The organism is Methylobacterium sp. 190mf, from assembly GCF_900107945.1.
In the GTDB taxonomy this organism is placed as follows: Bacteria; Pseudomonadota; Alphaproteobacteria; order Rhizobiales; family Beijerinckiaceae; genus Methylobacterium.
In genome coordinates, this window is record NZ_FNVI01000012.1 from 132,490 (window position 1) to 147,824 (window position 15,335).

Genomic DNA, 15,335 nt, shown 5'->3' on the forward strand with positions numbered 1-15,335 from the left:
TGCAGGGCGGGCGGTCAGCGCAGGGAGGCGGTCGCCTGGACGGGGGCGGCGCCGGCGGCCTGCCGGGCCGCGGGGCTGGGGCTCACCGAGACCCGGCCGGGGCCGATCACGGTGGCCTGCAGGACCTTCTTGGAGGCGACGTTGACGACGTTGACGACGGCGCCCATGCGGCCGGAATCGTTCGACAGGCCGCGCATCGACAGGCTGATGCTCGGCGTCTCGTACACGATGGTCACGTTCTCGCCGCGGGCGACCAGGTCGGGCGGGGCCGTGTCGGTGACCCGCAGCACGGTGCCGGCCGTGAGGGTGTTCTGCGCGACCTCGCCGAGGATGGTCGTGGCGCTGCCCTGCGCGTCGGGGGCGACGGATTCGCGCGGGCGCCGCTCCAGGGCGACGTCGCCCTCTCTCACCGGCTCGCCGCGGTTGAGGTTCCGGGTGAGCACCGCCACCTCGCGCAGCTCCACGACCACGCCGGAGACGCGCAGCGAGACCTGCCGCTCGCCGAGGGTGACGAGGCCCGCGACGCGGCGCGTCCGCGGATCGTAGGTCAGGTCCAGGGCCGCGGCCTGCCCTTCGAGGTCCAGCGGCGCCAGCAGGGTCGTCCCGTCGCCGTCGAGGCGGACCGCGATGTTCTGGGCGTTGAGCCCGAAGCCGGTCTCGAGGCCGCGCTTGAGCGCCGCCTCGATCTCCGGCGGCCCGAGGCGGCGGGCGGCGCGCTGCACGGCGATCTGCAGCCGGCCGCCGGTCTCCAGGCCGCTGAGGCCCAGGGCGGAGGCCGCGTCGAGGATGCGGCGGGTCTGGATCGTCCCGGTGGCGCCGAGGCTGGGCGCGCGGAACAGCGGGCGCGTGGCCAGGCGCTCGGGCGCGCCCTCGACGAGATCGGCGAGCGTCAGGACGTCGCCGCGGGCGGTGACGTCGCCGCGCAGCCGCAGGCCCTCCGCCCGCGCCATGGCCGGGATCGCCAGGGCGCCGAGGGCCGCGAAGGTGAGGAAGGCCAGCAGCGCGCGCAGGATGACGGCGGCGCCGAGGGGCATCACCCGCCGCGGGACGCGCCGCACGATCGGGCTGATGTCGTCCCCGGCCCCCGCGGCGATGCGGGGCAGGTCGAGGGTCCCGAAGTCGGGATCGAGCGGGTCGGGATGCGTGCCGGCATACATGTTCAGGGACCTGAGGCGGGGTGCGGGTCGCGCGGTTAGCTGCGGAACATCTGCGTGGTGGTGGAGAGCATCTGGTCGGCGGCGGTGACGACCTTCGAGTTCATCTCGTAGGCGCGCTGCGCGGCGATCAGGGACGAGATCTCCGTGACGGCGTTCACGTTCGCCTCCTCCAGGTAGCTCTGCTGGAGGTTGCCGAAGCCGTCGGCGCCCGGCAGGCCGCTGATCGCCTGCCCGGAGGCGGCGGTCTCGACGAACAGGTTGTCGCCGATCGACTCGAGGCCGACCTTGTTGACGAAGCGCGAGAGCTGGAACTGGCCCAGCGCCTGCGGCGCCGTCTGGCCCGGGATGTTCGCCTGCACGACGCCCGTGGCGCTGATCGTCACGGACGTCGCGTTCTGCGGCACGGTGATCGCCGGATCGAGCAGGTAGCCGTCGCGGGTGACGAGCTGGCCCTGGGCCGAGAGGTCGAAGGAGCCGTCGCGGGAATAGGCGGTCCGGCCGTCCGGCAGCGTCACCCGGAAGAACCCGTCGCCGCGGATCGCGACGTCGTAATCCTTCTCGGTCGAGGACAGCGTCCCCTGCGACATCACCCGGGCCGTCGAGGTGGTCTTCACGCCCGAGCCGAGGCTGAGGCCCGCCGGGAGCTGGGTGTTCTGCTGCGAGGTCGAGGCGCCGGCCCGGCGCATGTTCTGGTAGAGTAGATCCTGGAAGTGCACCTGCTGGCGCTTGTAGCCGGTGGTGCGCAGGTTCGCGATGTTGTTGGAGATGACCTGGACGTTGAGTTCCTGGGCCGCCATGCCGGTGGCGGCGGAGTAGAGGGCGCGCATCGGTCAGGCCTCCTCAGGCGACGTCGGCGAGGCGGCGGATCGCCGTGCCCCGCAGGTCGTCGAGGCGCGAGATCATGCTCGACACCATGGCGTAGGTCCGGTTCACGTCCATGAGCCGGGTCATCTCGATCACCGGGCGGACGTTGGAGCGCTCCAGCGACTCGGGTTCCAGGCGCCCGTCGATCCCGGCGGGGCGGGCGGGCTCCGGCGAGGCGTAGAGGTTGGTCCCCTCGTTGGTCAGCCGCTGCGGGTTGGCGAAGGTGACGAGCTTGATCCGCCCGCGGATGCCGAGGTTGGTCGACACGGTGCCGTCGGGGCCGATGGCGAGGCCGGTCTCCTGCGGGTTGATGCTGATCGGGCCGCCCTCGCCCACGACCTTGTAGCCGTCGCTGGTGACGAGCGTGCCCTGCGCGTCGAGCTCGAAGGCGCCGTTCCGGGTGTAGCGCTCGCCCTGGGGCGACTGCACGGCGATGAAGGCCGAGCCCTTGACCGCCACGTTGAGCGGGTTGCCGGTCTGCTCGATCGGGCCCTGCCCGAGGTCGAGGCTGGTGCCCTGGTCGATGACGTAGGACAGGCGCCGGTCGGGCCGGGCGAACGAATCCGCGCTCGCCACCGGCATCAGGTATTCCTCGAAGCGGGTGTTCCGCGCCTTGAAGCCCGTGGTCGAGACGTTCGCCATGTTGTTGGCGATCACGTCCAGCTCCCGCTGGAGCGCCATCTGGCTCGACACGCCGACGAAGAGGGCATTCTGCATCGTGGACTCTGGGACTCGCGGGCCGCGGAGGCGGCAACGATCCATTCAGCATCCGCTGTGCCAAACCCGTCTGTGGCAAATTTTAGCGGTGTGACAGGGACTTGGTTAGCGACGCTCGCGTGTCGCGGCGGCGCGGGGGCTGCGCCGCGGCAAACCTGACCCGGCAGGAATTGCCTCCTTAACGGCGCGTTAACCGTGATGCTCCGATATCCAGGTGTACCTGGCGCGCGGTCTCCCGCGAGAGAGCATTATTCCATGGCCAAGACGCCGAAAAAGGCCTCCGCCGAGGACGGCGAGGCCAAAGCCGAGGGCGCCCCGAAGGGCAAGAAGAAGCTCATGATCATGGTGGCCCTCGCGGTTCTGATCGCGGGCGGCGGCGCGGGCGCCTTCCTGATGATGCGCGGCGGCGGTCAGGGCGACGGCAAGGAAGCCGCGCAGGGCGGCGGCCATGGCGGCGGGCACGGCGACGCCAAGGGCGCCGGCCCGGACGCCAAGAAGGCCGTGGTCTTCGTCGACGTGCGCGAGATGCTCCTCAACCTCTCTCCCGAGCTGCCCCAGGACAAGGCCAAGTACGCGAAGGTCCGGATCTCGCTGGAGCTGAAGGACGCCAAGGTCGAGGAGGAGGTGAAGCCCCTGATGCCGCGGGTCGAGGACGCGCTGCAGGTCTACATGCGCGAGCTGCGCGCCAGCGACATCACCAACTCGATGGGCCTGTTCCGGCTGCGCGAGGAGCTTCTGCGCCGGATCAACATCGCCCTGTACCCCGCCAAGGTCGACGCGGTGCTGTTCAAGGACGTGATCGTCCAGTGAGCGCGCCCGCGACCCTGCCCCGTCCATCGCGCGCCGCGCCGCGCCGGACCCCGATCGAGCACGCCTGATGGAACCCGAGGACGAACTCCCCGAGGACGACTGGTCGGCAGCCCTCCTGGAGCAGGGGGCCGAGGGCGGCGACACGTCGCTGGCCGAGGAGTGGGGCGCGGCGCTCGCCGAGCAGGGCACCACGCGCAACGCGGGCGACGTCGCCGCCGAATGGGCGACGATGATCGAGGACGGGGAGAGCGACAACCTCCCCGAGCTCGCCGGCAACGACCGGGTGCTCAACCAGGACGAGATCGACGGCGTCCTCGGCTTCTCCATGCGCGAGCTCTCGGCCTCCGGGGCCGGGGGCGTGCAGGCCATCGTCGACTCGGGCGTCGTCCAGTACGAACGCCTGCCGATGCTGGAGATCGTCTTCGACCGGATGATCCGGTTGCTGTCGACCTCCCTGCGCAACCTGTTCCAGGACAACGTCGAGGTGACCCTCGACAACATCACCTCGGTGCGCTTCGGCGACTACCTGAACGCGATCCCGCTGCCGACGCTGCTGGGCGTGTTCCGGGCCGAGCAGTGGGAGAATTCCGGCCTCGTCACGGTCGACTCGAACCTCGCCTACGCGACCTTCGACCTGCTGCTCGGCGGCAAGCGCGGCGGCTCGTCGAGCCGCCTCGACGGCCGGCCCTTCACCGCCATCGAGATGACGCTGGTGCGCCGCCTCGTCGAGATCGTGCTGGGCGATCTCGAGATGTCGTTCCAGCCGCTCTCGCCCGTGAGCTTCGGCATCGACCGGATCGAGACCAACCCCCGCTTCGCCACCATCACGCGGCCCGGCAACGCCGCGATCCTGATCAGCCTGCGCCTCGATGTCGACGGGCGCGGCGGCATGCTGCAGATCCTGTTCCCGTACGCGACGATCGAGCCGATCCGGGAGCTGCTGACCCAGAGCTTCATGGGCGAGAAGCTCGGCCGCGACCACGTCTGGGAGGGCCATCTCGCCACCGAGATCTGGCAGGCCGACGTGACCATGGACGCGGTGCTGCACGAGATGATGCTGCCGCTGAAGCAGGTCATGAGCCTGAAGGTCGGCGAGACGCTGATGTTCGAGGCCAAGCCCTCGGACCTCATCACCGTGCGCTGCGGCGACTGGGCGCTGACGCAGGGGCGGATCGGCCGGGTCGACGGCCACATCGCCGTCCAAGTCACCCGGCCGCTGCGCCGCTCGCGCACGACGATCCAGGCCTACGAGGCCTCGATGAACAACCGCTCGGACAACTAGTGCCGATGAGGGTCCGGTCATGAGTCTCTTCGTCACCCTCGCGGCCGACATCCTGGTCGCCGTCCTCCTGGCGGCGACCATCGTCACGTCCCTCCGGCTCTCGCGCCGCATCGGCCAGATGAAGGGCGACGAGGCCGCCCTCCGCCAGACCATCGGCGACCTGATGGTGGCGACCGGCACGGCCGAGCGGGCCATCGCGGGCCTGCGGGCGGCGATCGACGAGGGCGACCGCACCCTGAACGCGAGCCTGGAGACCGCCACGATCCGCGCCGGCGAGCTGCGGCTGCAGGTCGAGGCCGGCGAGGGCGTGATCACCCGCATCGGGGCCATCGTGGCGCAGATGCGCGCCGTGCCGGTCCGTCCCGAGCCCGCGCCGGAGCCGAGGCCCGCGCCGCAGGCCGTCCCCGAGCCGGCGCGCGCGCCGGAGATCCCGGCCGAGCGCCGGCCGGAGCACGCCAGTCCGAACGGGGAGCGCCTCGGCGTGGCGGCCGCGGCGGCGCTCGCCATGAGCGAGCGCGCCCTCGCCCGCGTCCGGGCACGCGCCGCGTGACCGGGGTCAAGGCCCCGAAGATCCCGCCGCCGAAGCCGGATCCCGAGGAGCGGATACGCCGCGCCGCGACGCCCGAGCGGCGCGCGCGCCGGAAGCCCGTCCGGCAGTTTCGGCTGCGCCTCATCGACGCCGTGGCGCTCGCGGCCGGTGGGCTGCTCGTGCTCAAGCTGCTCAGCCTGCTGCAGGCCGGCCTGCCGGAGAGCGCGGCGCTGCCGGATTACGGGCGCGCGGTCGCCCGGGCGCGCACCGGCTTCGAACCCTTCGATCCGGTGACGACCGGTTCGGTGGGCGCCAAGGAGGCGCCGGCAGCCGCGCCCGAGCAGCCGTCGGCCCCTCCCCTGGCCCCGGCCCAGTCCGCACCGCCCGCGGCCGGGAGCTCGGCCTCGCCCACCGAGCGCCTGCTCCTGGAGAAGCTTGGTGCCCGGCGCGACGCCCTGCGTCAGAAGAGCGACGAGCTCGAGCTGCGCGAGAAGATGCTGGGTGAGGCCGAGCGCAAGCTCGAGACCGGGCTCGGCGACCTCAAGAAGGCCGAGGACAAGGTCGACGCCGTCGCGAAGGCGAAGGAGGACGCCGAGAAGCAGGCCCTGAAGAACATTGTCACGATGTACGAGGCGATGAAGCCCAAGGACGCCGCCCGGGTCTTCGACCGGCTCGGGCTCGACGTGCTGGTCCCGATCGTGCTGGCCATGAACCCCCGCAAGATGTCCGAGGTCCTGGCGGTGATGCAGCCCGAGACGGCCGAGCGCCTGACCGTCGCCCTCGCCAACCGCGCCCGCGGCGCCGCCGGACCGCAGGCCCAGGCGGGAACGGGGCTCCCGGCGAACGAGCTGCCGGCGATCGATCCCGGGGCGCCGATCCGGTAGGTCCGTGGCGCGCTGGGGCGCCGGGCCGACCTTCCGGGACCGCCGGCCCGCCCGTCCGGCCGCGTCGTGCCGGCCCGCCCCGTGCGGCGTCCGCGCGGGCTAGGGTCCGGGGCCGGGCGCGCTATAAGGGGCTCATGTCAGAGGCCGATCCCCAGCCGCTCCTCGCCGTCGAGGACCTCTCCGTGGCGTTCCGCGCGCGGGAGGGCGAGACCGTGGCGGTCGACGGCGTCTCCTTCACCATCCGCCGCGGCGAGACCGTCGCGCTCGTGGGCGAATCGGGGTCCGGCAAGTCGGTGACCGCGCTGGCGATCCTGCGCCTCCTCGACCCCGCGGCCCGCCAGGACGGGCGGATCCTGTTCGCGGGCCGCGACCTCGCGCGGCTGCCCGAGCGGGCGATGCGGGACGTGCGCGGCGCCGACATCACCATGGTGTTCCAGGAGCCGATGACCTCGTTGAACCCGCTCCACACGATCGAGCGGCAGATCGGCGAGGTGCTCGGCCTGCACCGCGGCCTCGCCGGCAAGGCGGCCCGCCGCCGGATCCTGGAGCTTCTGGAACTCGTGGGCCTGCGCGACGCCGAGCGGCGCATGGGCGCCTACCCGCACGAGCTCTCCGGAGGCCAGCGCCAGCGCGTGATGATCGCCATGGCGCTCGCCTGCGAGCCGGACCTCCTGGTCGCCGACGAGCCGACCACGGCCCTCGACGTGACCGTGCAGGCGCAGATCCTGGCGCTGCTCGCCGAGCTGCAGAAGCGCCTCGGCATGGCGATGCTGTTCATCACCCACGATCTCGGCATCGTCGAGCGGATCGCCGACCGCGTCTGCGTGATGCTGAAGGGCAAGATCGTGGAGGCCGGCGCCACCAAGGCCGTCTTCGCGGATCCGCAGCACGCGTACACGCGCCGCCTGATCGCCTCCGAGCCCAAGGGCCGGGCCAACCCCGTCCCGGCCGACGCCGCCCCGCTCCTGGAGGCCGGCCCCCTGAAGGTCTGGTTCCCGCTGAAGTCGGGCCTGCTCCGGCGCGTCACCGGCCACGTCAGGGCCGTGGACGGCGTCTCCCTGCGGGTCCGGACCGGCGAGACCATCGGCGTCGTCGGCGAGTCCGGGTCGGGCAAGACAACCCTCGGCCTCGCCCTCCTGCGGCTCACGGGCTCGGAAGGCCCGATCGTCTTCCTCGGCAAGGCGATCGACGGCTACGGCGCGGCGCAGATGCGCCCGCTGCGGAAGGACATGCAGGTCGTCTTCCAGGATCCCTACGGATCCCTGTCGCCGCGGATGTCGGTGGCCGACATCGTCGCCGAGGGACTGGTGGTCCAGGGCACGGCGCGCTCCCGGGCGGAGCGCCGGGCCGTGGTCGCCAAGGCGCTCACCGATGTCGGGCTCGATCCGGCCGCCATGGATCGCTACCCGCACGAGTTCTCCGGCGGCCAGCGCCAGCGCATCGCCATCGCGCGGGCGATGGTGCTCAATCCCCGCTTCGTCGTCCTCGACGAGCCGACCTCGGCCCTCGACCGCTCGGTCCAGGCGCAGATCGTGACCCTGCTGCGCGACCTCCAGCGCGAGCGGGGCCTCGCCTACCTGTTCATCAGCCACGACCTGAAGGTGGTGCGGGCGCTCGCCAACTACGTGATCGTCATGCAGAACGGCCGCGTGGTCGAGGAGGGCGACGCGGAGACGATCTTCGCGAACCCCCAGACGCCCTACACCCGCGCCCTGTTCAAGGCCGCCTTCGCCCTCGAGAGCGACGCCCCCGCCGAGCTGGAGCCCGCCTGACCGTGGCGCGGGCGCTCATCATCGTCCTCGATTCCGTGGGCATCGGCGGGGCCCCGGACGCGGACCGCTACGGCGATGCCGGGTCCGACACGCTGGGGCACATCGCCGAGCGCTGCGCGGAGGGCCGCGGCGACCGGGCGGGGCTGCGCGCGGGCCCCCTGCGCCTGCCCCACCTCGCCGAACTCGGGCTCGGCCTGGCGGCCGCCGGGGCCTCGGGCCGGATCCCGCCGCACCTCGCCCCGGCCGGCCCGCCGCGCGGCGCCTACGGCCACGCGGTGGAGACGGCCGCCGGCAAGGACACGCCCTCCGGCCACTGGGAGATCGCCGGCCTGCCCCTGACCGAGCCCTGGGGGCATTTCCCCGACACCCGGCCGGCCTTCCCGCCGGAGCTGATCCGCGCGCTCGTCGCCGAGGGCGGCCTCCCGGGCATCCTGGGCGACTGCCACGCGCCGGGGGTCGCGATCATCGACGCGCTTGGCGCCGAGCATCTCCGGACCGGCCGGCCGATCTGCTACACCTCGGCCGACAGCGTGTTCCAGATCGCCGCCCACGAGGAGGCGTTCGGGCTGGAGCGGCTCTACGACCTGTGCCGGGTGGCGCGCCGCCTGTGCGACCCCTACCGCGTCTGCCGGGTGATTGCCCGGCCGTTCGTGGGCTCGCCGGAGGCGGGCTTCCGCCGGACCGGCAACCGCAAGGATCTCGCCGTCGCCCCGCCCGGGCGCACGCTGCTCGACCGCGCCGAGGCGGCCGGCCGCGCGGTCGTGAGCGTCGGCAAAATCGGCGACATCTTCGCCCACCGCGCCACCGGGCGCGAGATTAGGCCGGGCCCGAACGCGGCCTGCGTGACGGCGGGGCTCGACGCGCTGGCGACGCTGCCGGAGGGCGGCCTGATTTTCGTCAACCTCGTCGATTTCGACACGGAGCACGGCCACCGCCGCGACGTGCCGGGCTACGCCGCGGAGCTGGAGGCGTTCGACGCGCGGATCCCCGAGATCCTGGCGGCGCTGGCGCCGGGCGACCTCGCGGTGATCACGGCCGACCACGGCAACGATCCGACCTGGACCGGGACCGACCACACCCGCGAGCAGGTCCCGGTGCTGGCCTTCGGCCCCGGCGTGGCCGGCCGGCCGATCGGCCGGCGGGAGACCTTCGCGGATATCGGCGCCACCGTGGCGGCCCAACTCGGCCTCGCCTGGGACGGGGCCGGAACACCGTTCCTGTAGGGAGGACACGACGTGCGGGACGACGACGACCGGCCGCGCAAGGCCGCGGCCCACGAGATCGGGCAGCCCCTCGACACGCTCTCCCTCGGGGATCTCGACGAGCGCGTCGCGCTCCTGCGCGCCGAGATCGCCCGGCTCGAGGCGGCGCGGGCCGCCAAGCAGGCGGCGCAGGGCGCGGCCGACGCCTTCTTCAAGCGGGGCTGAGGCTTGGACCGGCGCGAAACCCTCGCCGCCCTGCGGCGCGGCGATCTCGGCGGCGCGCGCGAGCTGCGGCTGCCCGACGGCCTGACAGAGGTGCCGCGCGAGGTCTTCGCCCTCGCCGACACCCTCGAGGTGCTCGATCTCGGCCGGGGCAGCCTCACCGACCTGCCGGACGATCTCGGCCGCCTCCACCGCCTGCGCGTGCTGTTCTGCTCCGGCAACCCGTTCGCGCGCCTGCCGCCGGTGCTCGGCGCCTGCCCGGCGCTGAGCCAGCTGGGCTTCCGCGGCTGCGGCATCCGCGAGGTCCCGGCGGAGTCGCTGCCGTGCGACCTGCGCTGGCTGACCCTGACCGACAACGCGATCGCGGAGCTGCCCGCCGCCCTCGGCGAGCGGCCGCGCCTGCAGAAGCTGATGCTGGCGGGCAACCGGCTCACGGCGCTGCCCGACAGCCTGTCGGGAGCGGACGATCTCGAGCTGATCCGGCTCGCCTGCAACCGTCTCGCGGCGCTCCCGCCCTGGCTCGCGCGCCTGCCCCGCCTCGCCTGGATCGCCTACGCCGGCAACCCCGCCGAGCCGGCGACGGCGCCGGTGGCGGCCCCTGCGGTGCCGTGGGCCGACCTCGCCGTCGGCGACCTGCTCGGCGAGGGCGCCTCGGGGCGCGTCCACCGGGCGCGGTGGCGGGATCCCGCCGGGGGGCAGGACGTGGCCCTGAAGCTGTTCAAGGACGCGATGACCAGCGACGGCCTGCCAGAGCGGGAGATGGAGGCCTGCCTCGCCGCCGGGACGCACCCGGCCCTCACGGGCGCGCTCGGCCGGCTCGAGGGCCATCCCGACGGTGCCCGCGGCCTGCTGCTCCGGCTCCTGCCGACGCACTGGCGCGCGCTCGCCGGGCCGCCGAGCCTCGCGAGCTGCAGCCGCGACGTCTACGACCCGGACCTGCGCCTCGGCGCCGACACGGTCCTGCGGATCGCCCGCGCCGTGGCCGAGGCGGTGGCGCACCTGCACGGGCGGGGCCTGCTGCACGGCGACGTCTACGCCCACAACACGCTCTGGGATGCCGGGACCGGCGCGGCCGTGCTCAGCGACTTCGGCGCCGCCTCGGCCCTGCCGGACGGGCCGCTCGGCGCGGCCCTGGCGCGGGTCGAGGTCCGCGCCGTCGGCATCCTGATCGGCGAGCTGCTCGACCGATGCGCGGCGCCGCCGGACTCCCTGCGCGCCCTGGCGCAGGCCTGCACCGGGCCGGATCCCGACGGGCGGCCGGGCCTCGGGGCGGTGATCGCCGAGATCGGGCGGCTCCAGGCCTGATCGCGCGGCCTCGACCGGTGCCGGGAGCGGTCCGCCGTCTCAGTCGGGGATATCGCCCTGCCCGCGCGCGATCACGGCGAACAGGTCGCCGAGGGCGGCGAGGCTCGCGGCCTGGAGCTGGGCCGCCGGCACCACGGCGCCGTCCGGCCCGGGCAGGTCCCGCGTCGCCGTGGCGGCCGCCACGACGGTGGGGCGGAACCCGAGGTTGAAGGCGCTCCGGGCGGTGGAGTTGACGCACATATGCGTCATGAAGCCCGCCAGGACGACGTCCTTCACGCCGATCTGCTCGAGCCGCGCCTGGAGGTCGGTGCCCACGAAGGAGCTCGGATAGGCCTTGGTGATCACCGGCTCGTCGCCCTGCGGCGCCACTTCCGGGCTGATCTGGCCGATCGGGGCGGTCACGTCGTAGGGCGAGCCCGGCCCGGCATCGTGGCGGACATGGATCACCGGGATCCCGGCCTCGCGCGCCCGTCGCAGGAGCGCCGCCGCCTCCCGGAGCGCGGGCTCGACGCCGTCGAGCCGCATCACGCCCTCCCGGTAGGTCTGCTGCAGGTCGATCATCACGAGCGCCGAGCCCCTGAGCGGGGCCGGCGCGGGGCTCAGGCCGGACAGGCCGCGCAGGGTTGCCGGATCGGACATCGGCGGTTCCTCCCGTGGGGCCGCCTCGGAGGCGGCTCTCTGAGCCCGGGACGCTACGACGGCGCGGCCCGGTCGCGCCAGTGTGCAAAGGTGCAACGCTCGTGCGCCGGGGCCGGATGTTCCCCCAGGAAGGTTGGCCGTGCGGATTGATCCTACCCCGCGCGTCGCTACATGCGCGGCGTGACCGCCCCGCCCCTGCGCCTCGGCGCGCTGCTCATCGCCCTCGCCTGCGCGCAGCCGGCCGCGGCCGCCCCGTCCGAGGGGGCGACCGAGACCGTCGAGCAGGCCCTGTGCCGCCTCATCGACGACTCGGCCAAGGCCCGCGGCCTGCCGGTGCCGTTCCTGACGCGCCTGATCTGGCGCGAGAGCAGTTTTCGCGTCGGGGTGGTGAGTCCGGCCGGCGCGCAGGGTGTCGCGCAGTTCATGCCCGGGACCGCCCGGGAGCGCGGCCTCCTCGACCCGTTCGATCCCGAGCAGGCGATCCCGCACGCGGCCCACCTGCTCGCCGACCTGAGGACCCAGTTCGGCAATCTGGGCCTCGCCGCCGCGGCCTATAACGGCGGCGCCGCGCGGGTGAGCAAGTGGCTCGCCGGCGACGGCGGCCTGCCCGCCGAGACGCGGGCCTACGTGGCAAACATCACGGGCCAGCCGGTGGACGACTGGCGGACCGGCCCCGGCAAGGCGATCGAGTTCCCGGAGGGCGGCGCGCCTGCCAAGTCCGACGGCAAGTCCGAGAGCAAGTCCGAGGCGAAGGGTCAGAAGGACGCGACGGACCAGGAGGCCAAGGGGGAGGCCAAGAGGGAGACCAAGCCGGAAGCGCCGCAGACCTGCCTGCAGGTCACCGCCAGCCTGCGCGTCCCGTCGCGCGGCGACCGCTTCGCCCTCGGCCTCAACGAGGGGCCGGCCGCCCCCTGGGGCATCCAGCTCGCCGGCAACTTCTCCAAGGCGCTGGCGCTGCAGAGCTTCAACCGCGCGCGGAGCGCCTACGCCGGGGTGATCGGCGAGGTGCGGCCGATGATCATCGGCACGCGCCTGCGCAACCGCGGGACCCGCGCCTTCTACCGGATCCGCATCCCGGCGCAGAGCCGGCAGGCGGCCGACGACCTGTGCGGCCGCATCCGCAAGGTCGGCGGCGCCTGCTTCGTGCTGCGGACCTGATTTTTCGTGATCCGCCCCGAGAGCGTCATCAATCCGCCCCGAGGGCGGTGCCGTATGGCCCGGTCGGGACAACCGGATGGGATATGACACGTCTCCTCACCGCGCTCGCTAGCCTCCTCTGCCTCGGGCTCGCCGCGTTCGGCTTCACCGCTGCCTCGCCGCTCGCGCTGTTCGACGCGATCGGCCCGCGCGATCCGGGGGGGCGGCTCGCCGCGAAGGACCAGCCCTTCGGCGAGGGTCCGCGGCGGCGGCTCGACGTCTACGTTCCCACCGCGGGCGCCGAGAACGCGCCGGTCCTGGTGTTCTTCTACGGCGGCTCCTGGCAGAGCGGCGCCAAGGACGACTACGCCTTCGTCGGGCACGCCCTCGCGGCGCAGGGCTTCGTCACGGTGCTGCCCGATTACCGGCTCTACCCGGAGGCGCCGTTCCCCGGCTTCCTCGAGGACGGCGCCGAGGCCATCGCGTGGGTGCGCGACAACATCGCCGGATACGGCGGCGACCCGCGCCGCATCGTGCTCGCCGGCCACTCGGCGGGCGCCTACAACGCCGTGATGCTCGGCCTCGACCCGCGTTACGTGATCGCCGCCGGGGTCGATCCCAAGGTGATCAAGGCCGTCGCCGGCCTGTCCGGCCCCTACGACTTCCTGCCGTTCGACCAGGACACCACCGTCAAGGTGTTCGGCAAGGCGCCAGATCCGGAGGCCACGCAGCCCGTCGCCTTCGTAGGCCCGCTCTCGCCCCCCGCCTTCCTGGCGACCGGCGACGCCGACACCGTGGTGAAGCCGCGGCACACGGTCAGCCTCGCCGCCAAGCTGCGGGCCGAGCACGTCCCGGTCCAGGAGCGGCTCTACCCGGGCCTCGACCACAAGGACACGCTGCTGGCGCTGTCCGTCACCTTCCGCTCGAAGGCGCCGGAACTGGCCGAGATGGCGTCCTTCCTGATGCGGCAATCTGCCGGCCGCTCGCAGTACACGATGCGGCGCTGACCCCGCCGGCATCGCGTCAAGGTTATCGCGCGATCGCGGGGTGCAACATCTGATTTTCCATCGCCCCGCACCTGCGGGCCGCTAGAATGGTCCTGGCCGCGCGGCGCGGCCTCGCGGTGGGACGGCATGGCTTCTGCGGACGCGGCGATCGGGATCCCGGCCGACGGGCGGCAGCGCGGCGTCGCGGGCCGCGACGTGCCGGACGTTCTGCGCGTGCTCCTGAACGGGGCCGTCTTCGTCCTGCTCTGGAACCACGTCTGGCTGAAGGACCTGTCCGACCGGTCGATGCTCGCGGCCTCCGAGGACGGCAGCCTGCTGACGCAGATCCTGTTCCTCAGCGCCGGCGCCGCCATGGCGGCGGCGATCCACCGGATCGGCGTGCGCCACCTCCGCCCCCTGGTGACTCGTCCCCTCGTGCTCTGCGCCCTCTGGCTCGGGGCGACGGCGCTGCTCTCCGTCGAGCCGAGCCTGTCGCTGCGGCGGCTCGCGCTCTTCGCCATCGCGGCGATGCTCTCGGCGGGCGTGCTGATCGTGGCCCGCTCGCCCCGCCAGCTGGCGCTGACCATGGCCGGGTCCGCCCTGGTCATCGTGCTCGCCTCCTACCTCGCGGTCGCCTTCGTGCCGAACCTCGCGATCCACTCGGCCTTCGACGTCAATTCCGATCCGAGCCACCCGGGCCTCTGGCGCGGGATCTTCCCGCAGAAGAACGAGGCCGGTGCCGCCATGGTGATCCTGGTGATCGTGGGCCTCTACGTCGCCAGGGTGGCGAGCCGCGTCCTCGGCTGGGCGATCGTGCTCCTGGCGGCCGGGTTCCTGGTGGCGAGCGGCTCCAAGACCGCGATCCTGCTCCTGCCGGTGATCCTCGCCGTGACCGGCCTGTGCCAGGTCCTGACCGGCGGGTTCCTGCGCCGCCTGCTGCTCCTCGGCCCGGTGATCGGGTTCTCGCTGATCTCGATCGGCTCGGTGCTGGCGCCGCCGATCCAGGAGGCGGTGGGCTCGCTGCTCACCGACGCGACCTTCACGGGCCGCAGCGAGATCTGGCAGTTCGCCATCGACAACATCGCGATCCGGCCCTGGCGCGGCTGGGGGATCGGCGCCTTCTGGATGACTGAGCGGACCATGTATGCCGGCTCCGAGGCGCTGACCTGGGTCAACACCGTCGACCACGCCCACAACGCCTATCTCGACACCGCGCTGATCGGCGGCCTGCCGTTCCTCGCCCTGACCGTGGTGGCCTTCGTGCTCGCCCCGGTGCGCGACCTGCAGCGCGTGGCCGGCGGGACGCGCCTCGACGCGGAGACCATGCTGTTCCTGAGGCTGTGGTTCCTCGGGCTGGTTTCGGCCTCCTTCGAGACGGTGCTCTACAACGGCAACAACGCCACCTGCTGCATGTTCATGATGGCAGTGTTCGGCCTGCGCCTGCGCACCCGCTACGCCGTCGCGGCGGGCTGAAGCGCCCCGGGCGCCCGGACATCACGCGCCGGCCGCGGAAGGCCGCGCGTCGTGAGCGTACCCGTCCCGGCCTGCCTCCTCGAACGTCTCCGTCCACCGTCCGCGAGGCTTCTGTCCGGTAGCGGACGGCAACAACTTGTCCGGGAATTTGTTGGTCGGTATTCGCGCGGAGATGCTGCATGCTTGGCAGGGCTCGTTTCGCTTGGACCGACGTGACGTTCGCGCTGGGCGCGAGTGCCCTGTGCGCGCTGTCCCTCTTCGTGGCCCACTAGCCAAGGGGCCGCGCCGGGGCGTCCCGTCCCGCCGCAACGTCGAAAGTCCGGCGCGCCGCGACATCCGTCCGCGCTGTGGGCCGG

General features: G+C 73.1%; 15 protein-coding genes. 11 read left to right on the top strand and 4 right to left on the bottom strand.

Annotated elements, in window-relative coordinates; translation table 11 throughout:
• Positions 1-14 precede the first annotated feature (14 nt).
• The 3 genes from flgA to flgF are packed head-to-tail and all read right to left on the bottom strand — an operon-like array spanning position 15 to position 2,738.
• Positions 15-1,157 carry a flagellar basal body P-ring formation chaperone FlgA gene (flgA, locus tag C4T42_RS16160; RefSeq protein ID WP_181049177.1) on the bottom strand — a complete coding sequence of 381 codons (1,143 nt, stop codon included), beginning with the start codon at positions 1,155-1,157 and terminating at the stop codon, positions 15-17.
• A gap of 35 nt (positions 1,158-1,192) precedes the next feature.
• Positions 1,193-1,984: a flagellar basal-body rod protein FlgG gene (gene flgG / locus C4T42_RS16165; protein ID WP_020093629.1), complete on the bottom strand. Its 792-nt coding sequence runs from the start codon at positions 1,982-1,984 to the stop codon at positions 1,193-1,195.
• Positions 1,985-1,997: 13 nt separating this feature from the next.
• Entirely contained in the window at positions 1,998-2,738 is a 741-nt protein-coding gene (gene flgF / locus C4T42_RS16170; protein ID WP_020093628.1) for a flagellar basal-body rod protein FlgF, read from the bottom strand.
• 255 nt (positions 2,739-2,993) lie between these two features.
• On the opposite strand from flgF, the gene fliL reads away from it, so the two are divergent.
• The 8 genes from fliL to C4T42_RS16210 all read left to right on the top strand — a co-directional run bounded on the left by fliL (position 2,994) and on the right by C4T42_RS16210 (position 10,744).
• Positions 2,994-3,548 (top strand): flagellar basal body-associated protein FliL, encoded by a 555-nt coding sequence (gene fliL, locus C4T42_RS16175; RefSeq protein WP_020093627.1) that lies wholly within the window; start codon positions 2,994-2,996, stop codon positions 3,546-3,548.
• 64 nt (positions 3,549-3,612) lie between these two features.
• A complete protein-coding gene (fliM, locus tag C4T42_RS16180; protein ID WP_091681367.1) occupies positions 3,613-4,830 on the top strand; it encodes a flagellar motor switch protein FliM in 1,218 nt (405 codons plus the stop codon).
• A gap of 19 nt (positions 4,831-4,849) precedes the next feature.
• Positions 4,850-5,380 carry a DUF6468 domain-containing protein gene (locus C4T42_RS16185; RefSeq protein ID WP_100252657.1) on the top strand — a complete coding sequence of 177 codons (531 nt, stop codon included), beginning with the start codon at positions 4,850-4,852 and terminating at the stop codon, positions 5,378-5,380.
• Positions 5,377-6,243 (top strand): hypothetical protein, encoded by an 867-nt coding sequence (locus C4T42_RS16190; protein WP_244540693.1) that lies wholly within the window; start codon positions 5,377-5,379, stop codon positions 6,241-6,243. Before C4T42_RS16185 ends, C4T42_RS16190 begins: the two co-directional genes overlap by 4 nt.
• 134 nt (positions 6,244-6,377) lie before the next feature.
• On the top strand, positions 6,378-8,015 hold the full coding sequence (locus C4T42_RS16195) for an ABC transporter ATP-binding protein (RefSeq protein WP_103985422.1): 1,638 nt from the start codon (positions 6,378-6,380) through the stop codon (positions 8,013-8,015).
• Positions 8,016-8,017: 2 nt separating this feature from the next.
• A complete protein-coding gene (locus C4T42_RS16200) occupies positions 8,018-9,238 on the top strand; it encodes a phosphopentomutase (RefSeq protein WP_103985423.1) in 1,221 nt (406 codons plus the stop codon).
• A 12-nt stretch (positions 9,239-9,250) separates the two neighbouring features.
• Entirely contained in the window at positions 9,251-9,442 is a 192-nt protein-coding gene (locus C4T42_RS16205) for a DUF1192 domain-containing protein (RefSeq protein WP_103985424.1), read from the top strand.
• A 3-nt stretch (positions 9,443-9,445) separates the two neighbouring features.
• A complete protein-coding gene (locus C4T42_RS16210) occupies positions 9,446-10,744 on the top strand; it encodes a leucine-rich repeat-containing protein kinase family protein (protein ID WP_103985425.1) in 1,299 nt (432 codons plus the stop codon).
• 39 nt (positions 10,745-10,783) lie between these two features.
• Here the strand turns inward: C4T42_RS16210 and C4T42_RS16215 are convergent, their stop codons facing one another.
• Positions 10,784-11,383 carry a cysteine hydrolase family protein gene (locus C4T42_RS16215; protein ID WP_103985426.1) on the bottom strand — a complete coding sequence of 200 codons (600 nt, stop codon included), beginning with the start codon at positions 11,381-11,383 and terminating at the stop codon, positions 10,784-10,786.
• 171 nt (positions 11,384-11,554) lie between these two features.
• On the opposite strand from C4T42_RS16215, the gene C4T42_RS16220 reads away from it, so the two are divergent.
• From C4T42_RS16220 to C4T42_RS16230, 3 genes are all read left to right on the top strand, one after another.
• Positions 11,555-12,541 carry a lytic transglycosylase domain-containing protein gene (locus C4T42_RS16220; protein ID WP_103985427.1) on the top strand — a complete coding sequence of 329 codons (987 nt, stop codon included), beginning with the start codon at positions 11,555-11,557 and terminating at the stop codon, positions 12,539-12,541.
• A gap of 83 nt (positions 12,542-12,624) precedes the next feature.
• Positions 12,625-13,527, top strand: coding sequence for an alpha/beta hydrolase (locus C4T42_RS16225; protein ID WP_042674716.1), 903 nt, complete (start codon positions 12,625-12,627; stop codon positions 13,525-13,527).
• 126 nt (positions 13,528-13,653) lie between these two features.
• Entirely contained in the window at positions 13,654-14,979 is a 1,326-nt protein-coding gene (locus tag C4T42_RS16230) for an O-antigen ligase (RefSeq protein ID WP_056525445.1), read from the top strand.
• The last annotated feature ends 356 nt before the right edge of the window (positions 14,980-15,335 follow it).

What these genes read in the sequence shown, in the direction of transcription:
- C4T42_RS16215 (WP_103985426.1), bottom strand. Translation starts at nt 11,383, where the DNA reads ATGTCCGATCCGGCAACCCTGCGCGGCCTGTCCGGCCTGAGCCCCGCG.
- fliL (WP_020093627.1), top strand. Translation starts at nt 2,994, where the DNA reads ATGGCCAAGACGCCGAAAAAGGCCTCCGCCGAGGACGGCGAGGCCAAA.
- flgA (WP_181049177.1), bottom strand. Translation starts at nt 1,157, where the DNA reads ATGTATGCCGGCACGCATCCCGACCCGCTCGATCCCGACTTCGGGACC.
- C4T42_RS16225 (WP_042674716.1), top strand. Translation starts at nt 12,625, where the DNA reads ATGACACGTCTCCTCACCGCGCTCGCTAGCCTCCTCTGCCTCGGGCTC.
- flgG (WP_020093629.1), bottom strand. Translation starts at nt 1,984, where the DNA reads ATGCGCGCCCTCTACTCCGCCGCCACCGGCATGGCGGCCCAGGAACTC.
- flgF (WP_020093628.1), bottom strand. Translation starts at nt 2,738, where the DNA reads ATGCAGAATGCCCTCTTCGTCGGCGTGTCGAGCCAGATGGCGCTCCAG.
- C4T42_RS16220 (WP_103985427.1), top strand. Translation starts at nt 11,555, where the DNA reads ATGCGCGGCGTGACCGCCCCGCCCCTGCGCCTCGGCGCGCTGCTCATC.
- C4T42_RS16185 (WP_100252657.1), top strand. Translation starts at nt 4,850, where the DNA reads ATGAGTCTCTTCGTCACCCTCGCGGCCGACATCCTGGTCGCCGTCCTC.
- C4T42_RS16195 (WP_103985422.1), top strand. Translation starts at nt 6,378, where the DNA reads ATGTCAGAGGCCGATCCCCAGCCGCTCCTCGCCGTCGAGGACCTCTCC.
- C4T42_RS16230 (WP_056525445.1), top strand. Translation starts at nt 13,654, where the DNA reads ATGGCTTCTGCGGACGCGGCGATCGGGATCCCGGCCGACGGGCGGCAG.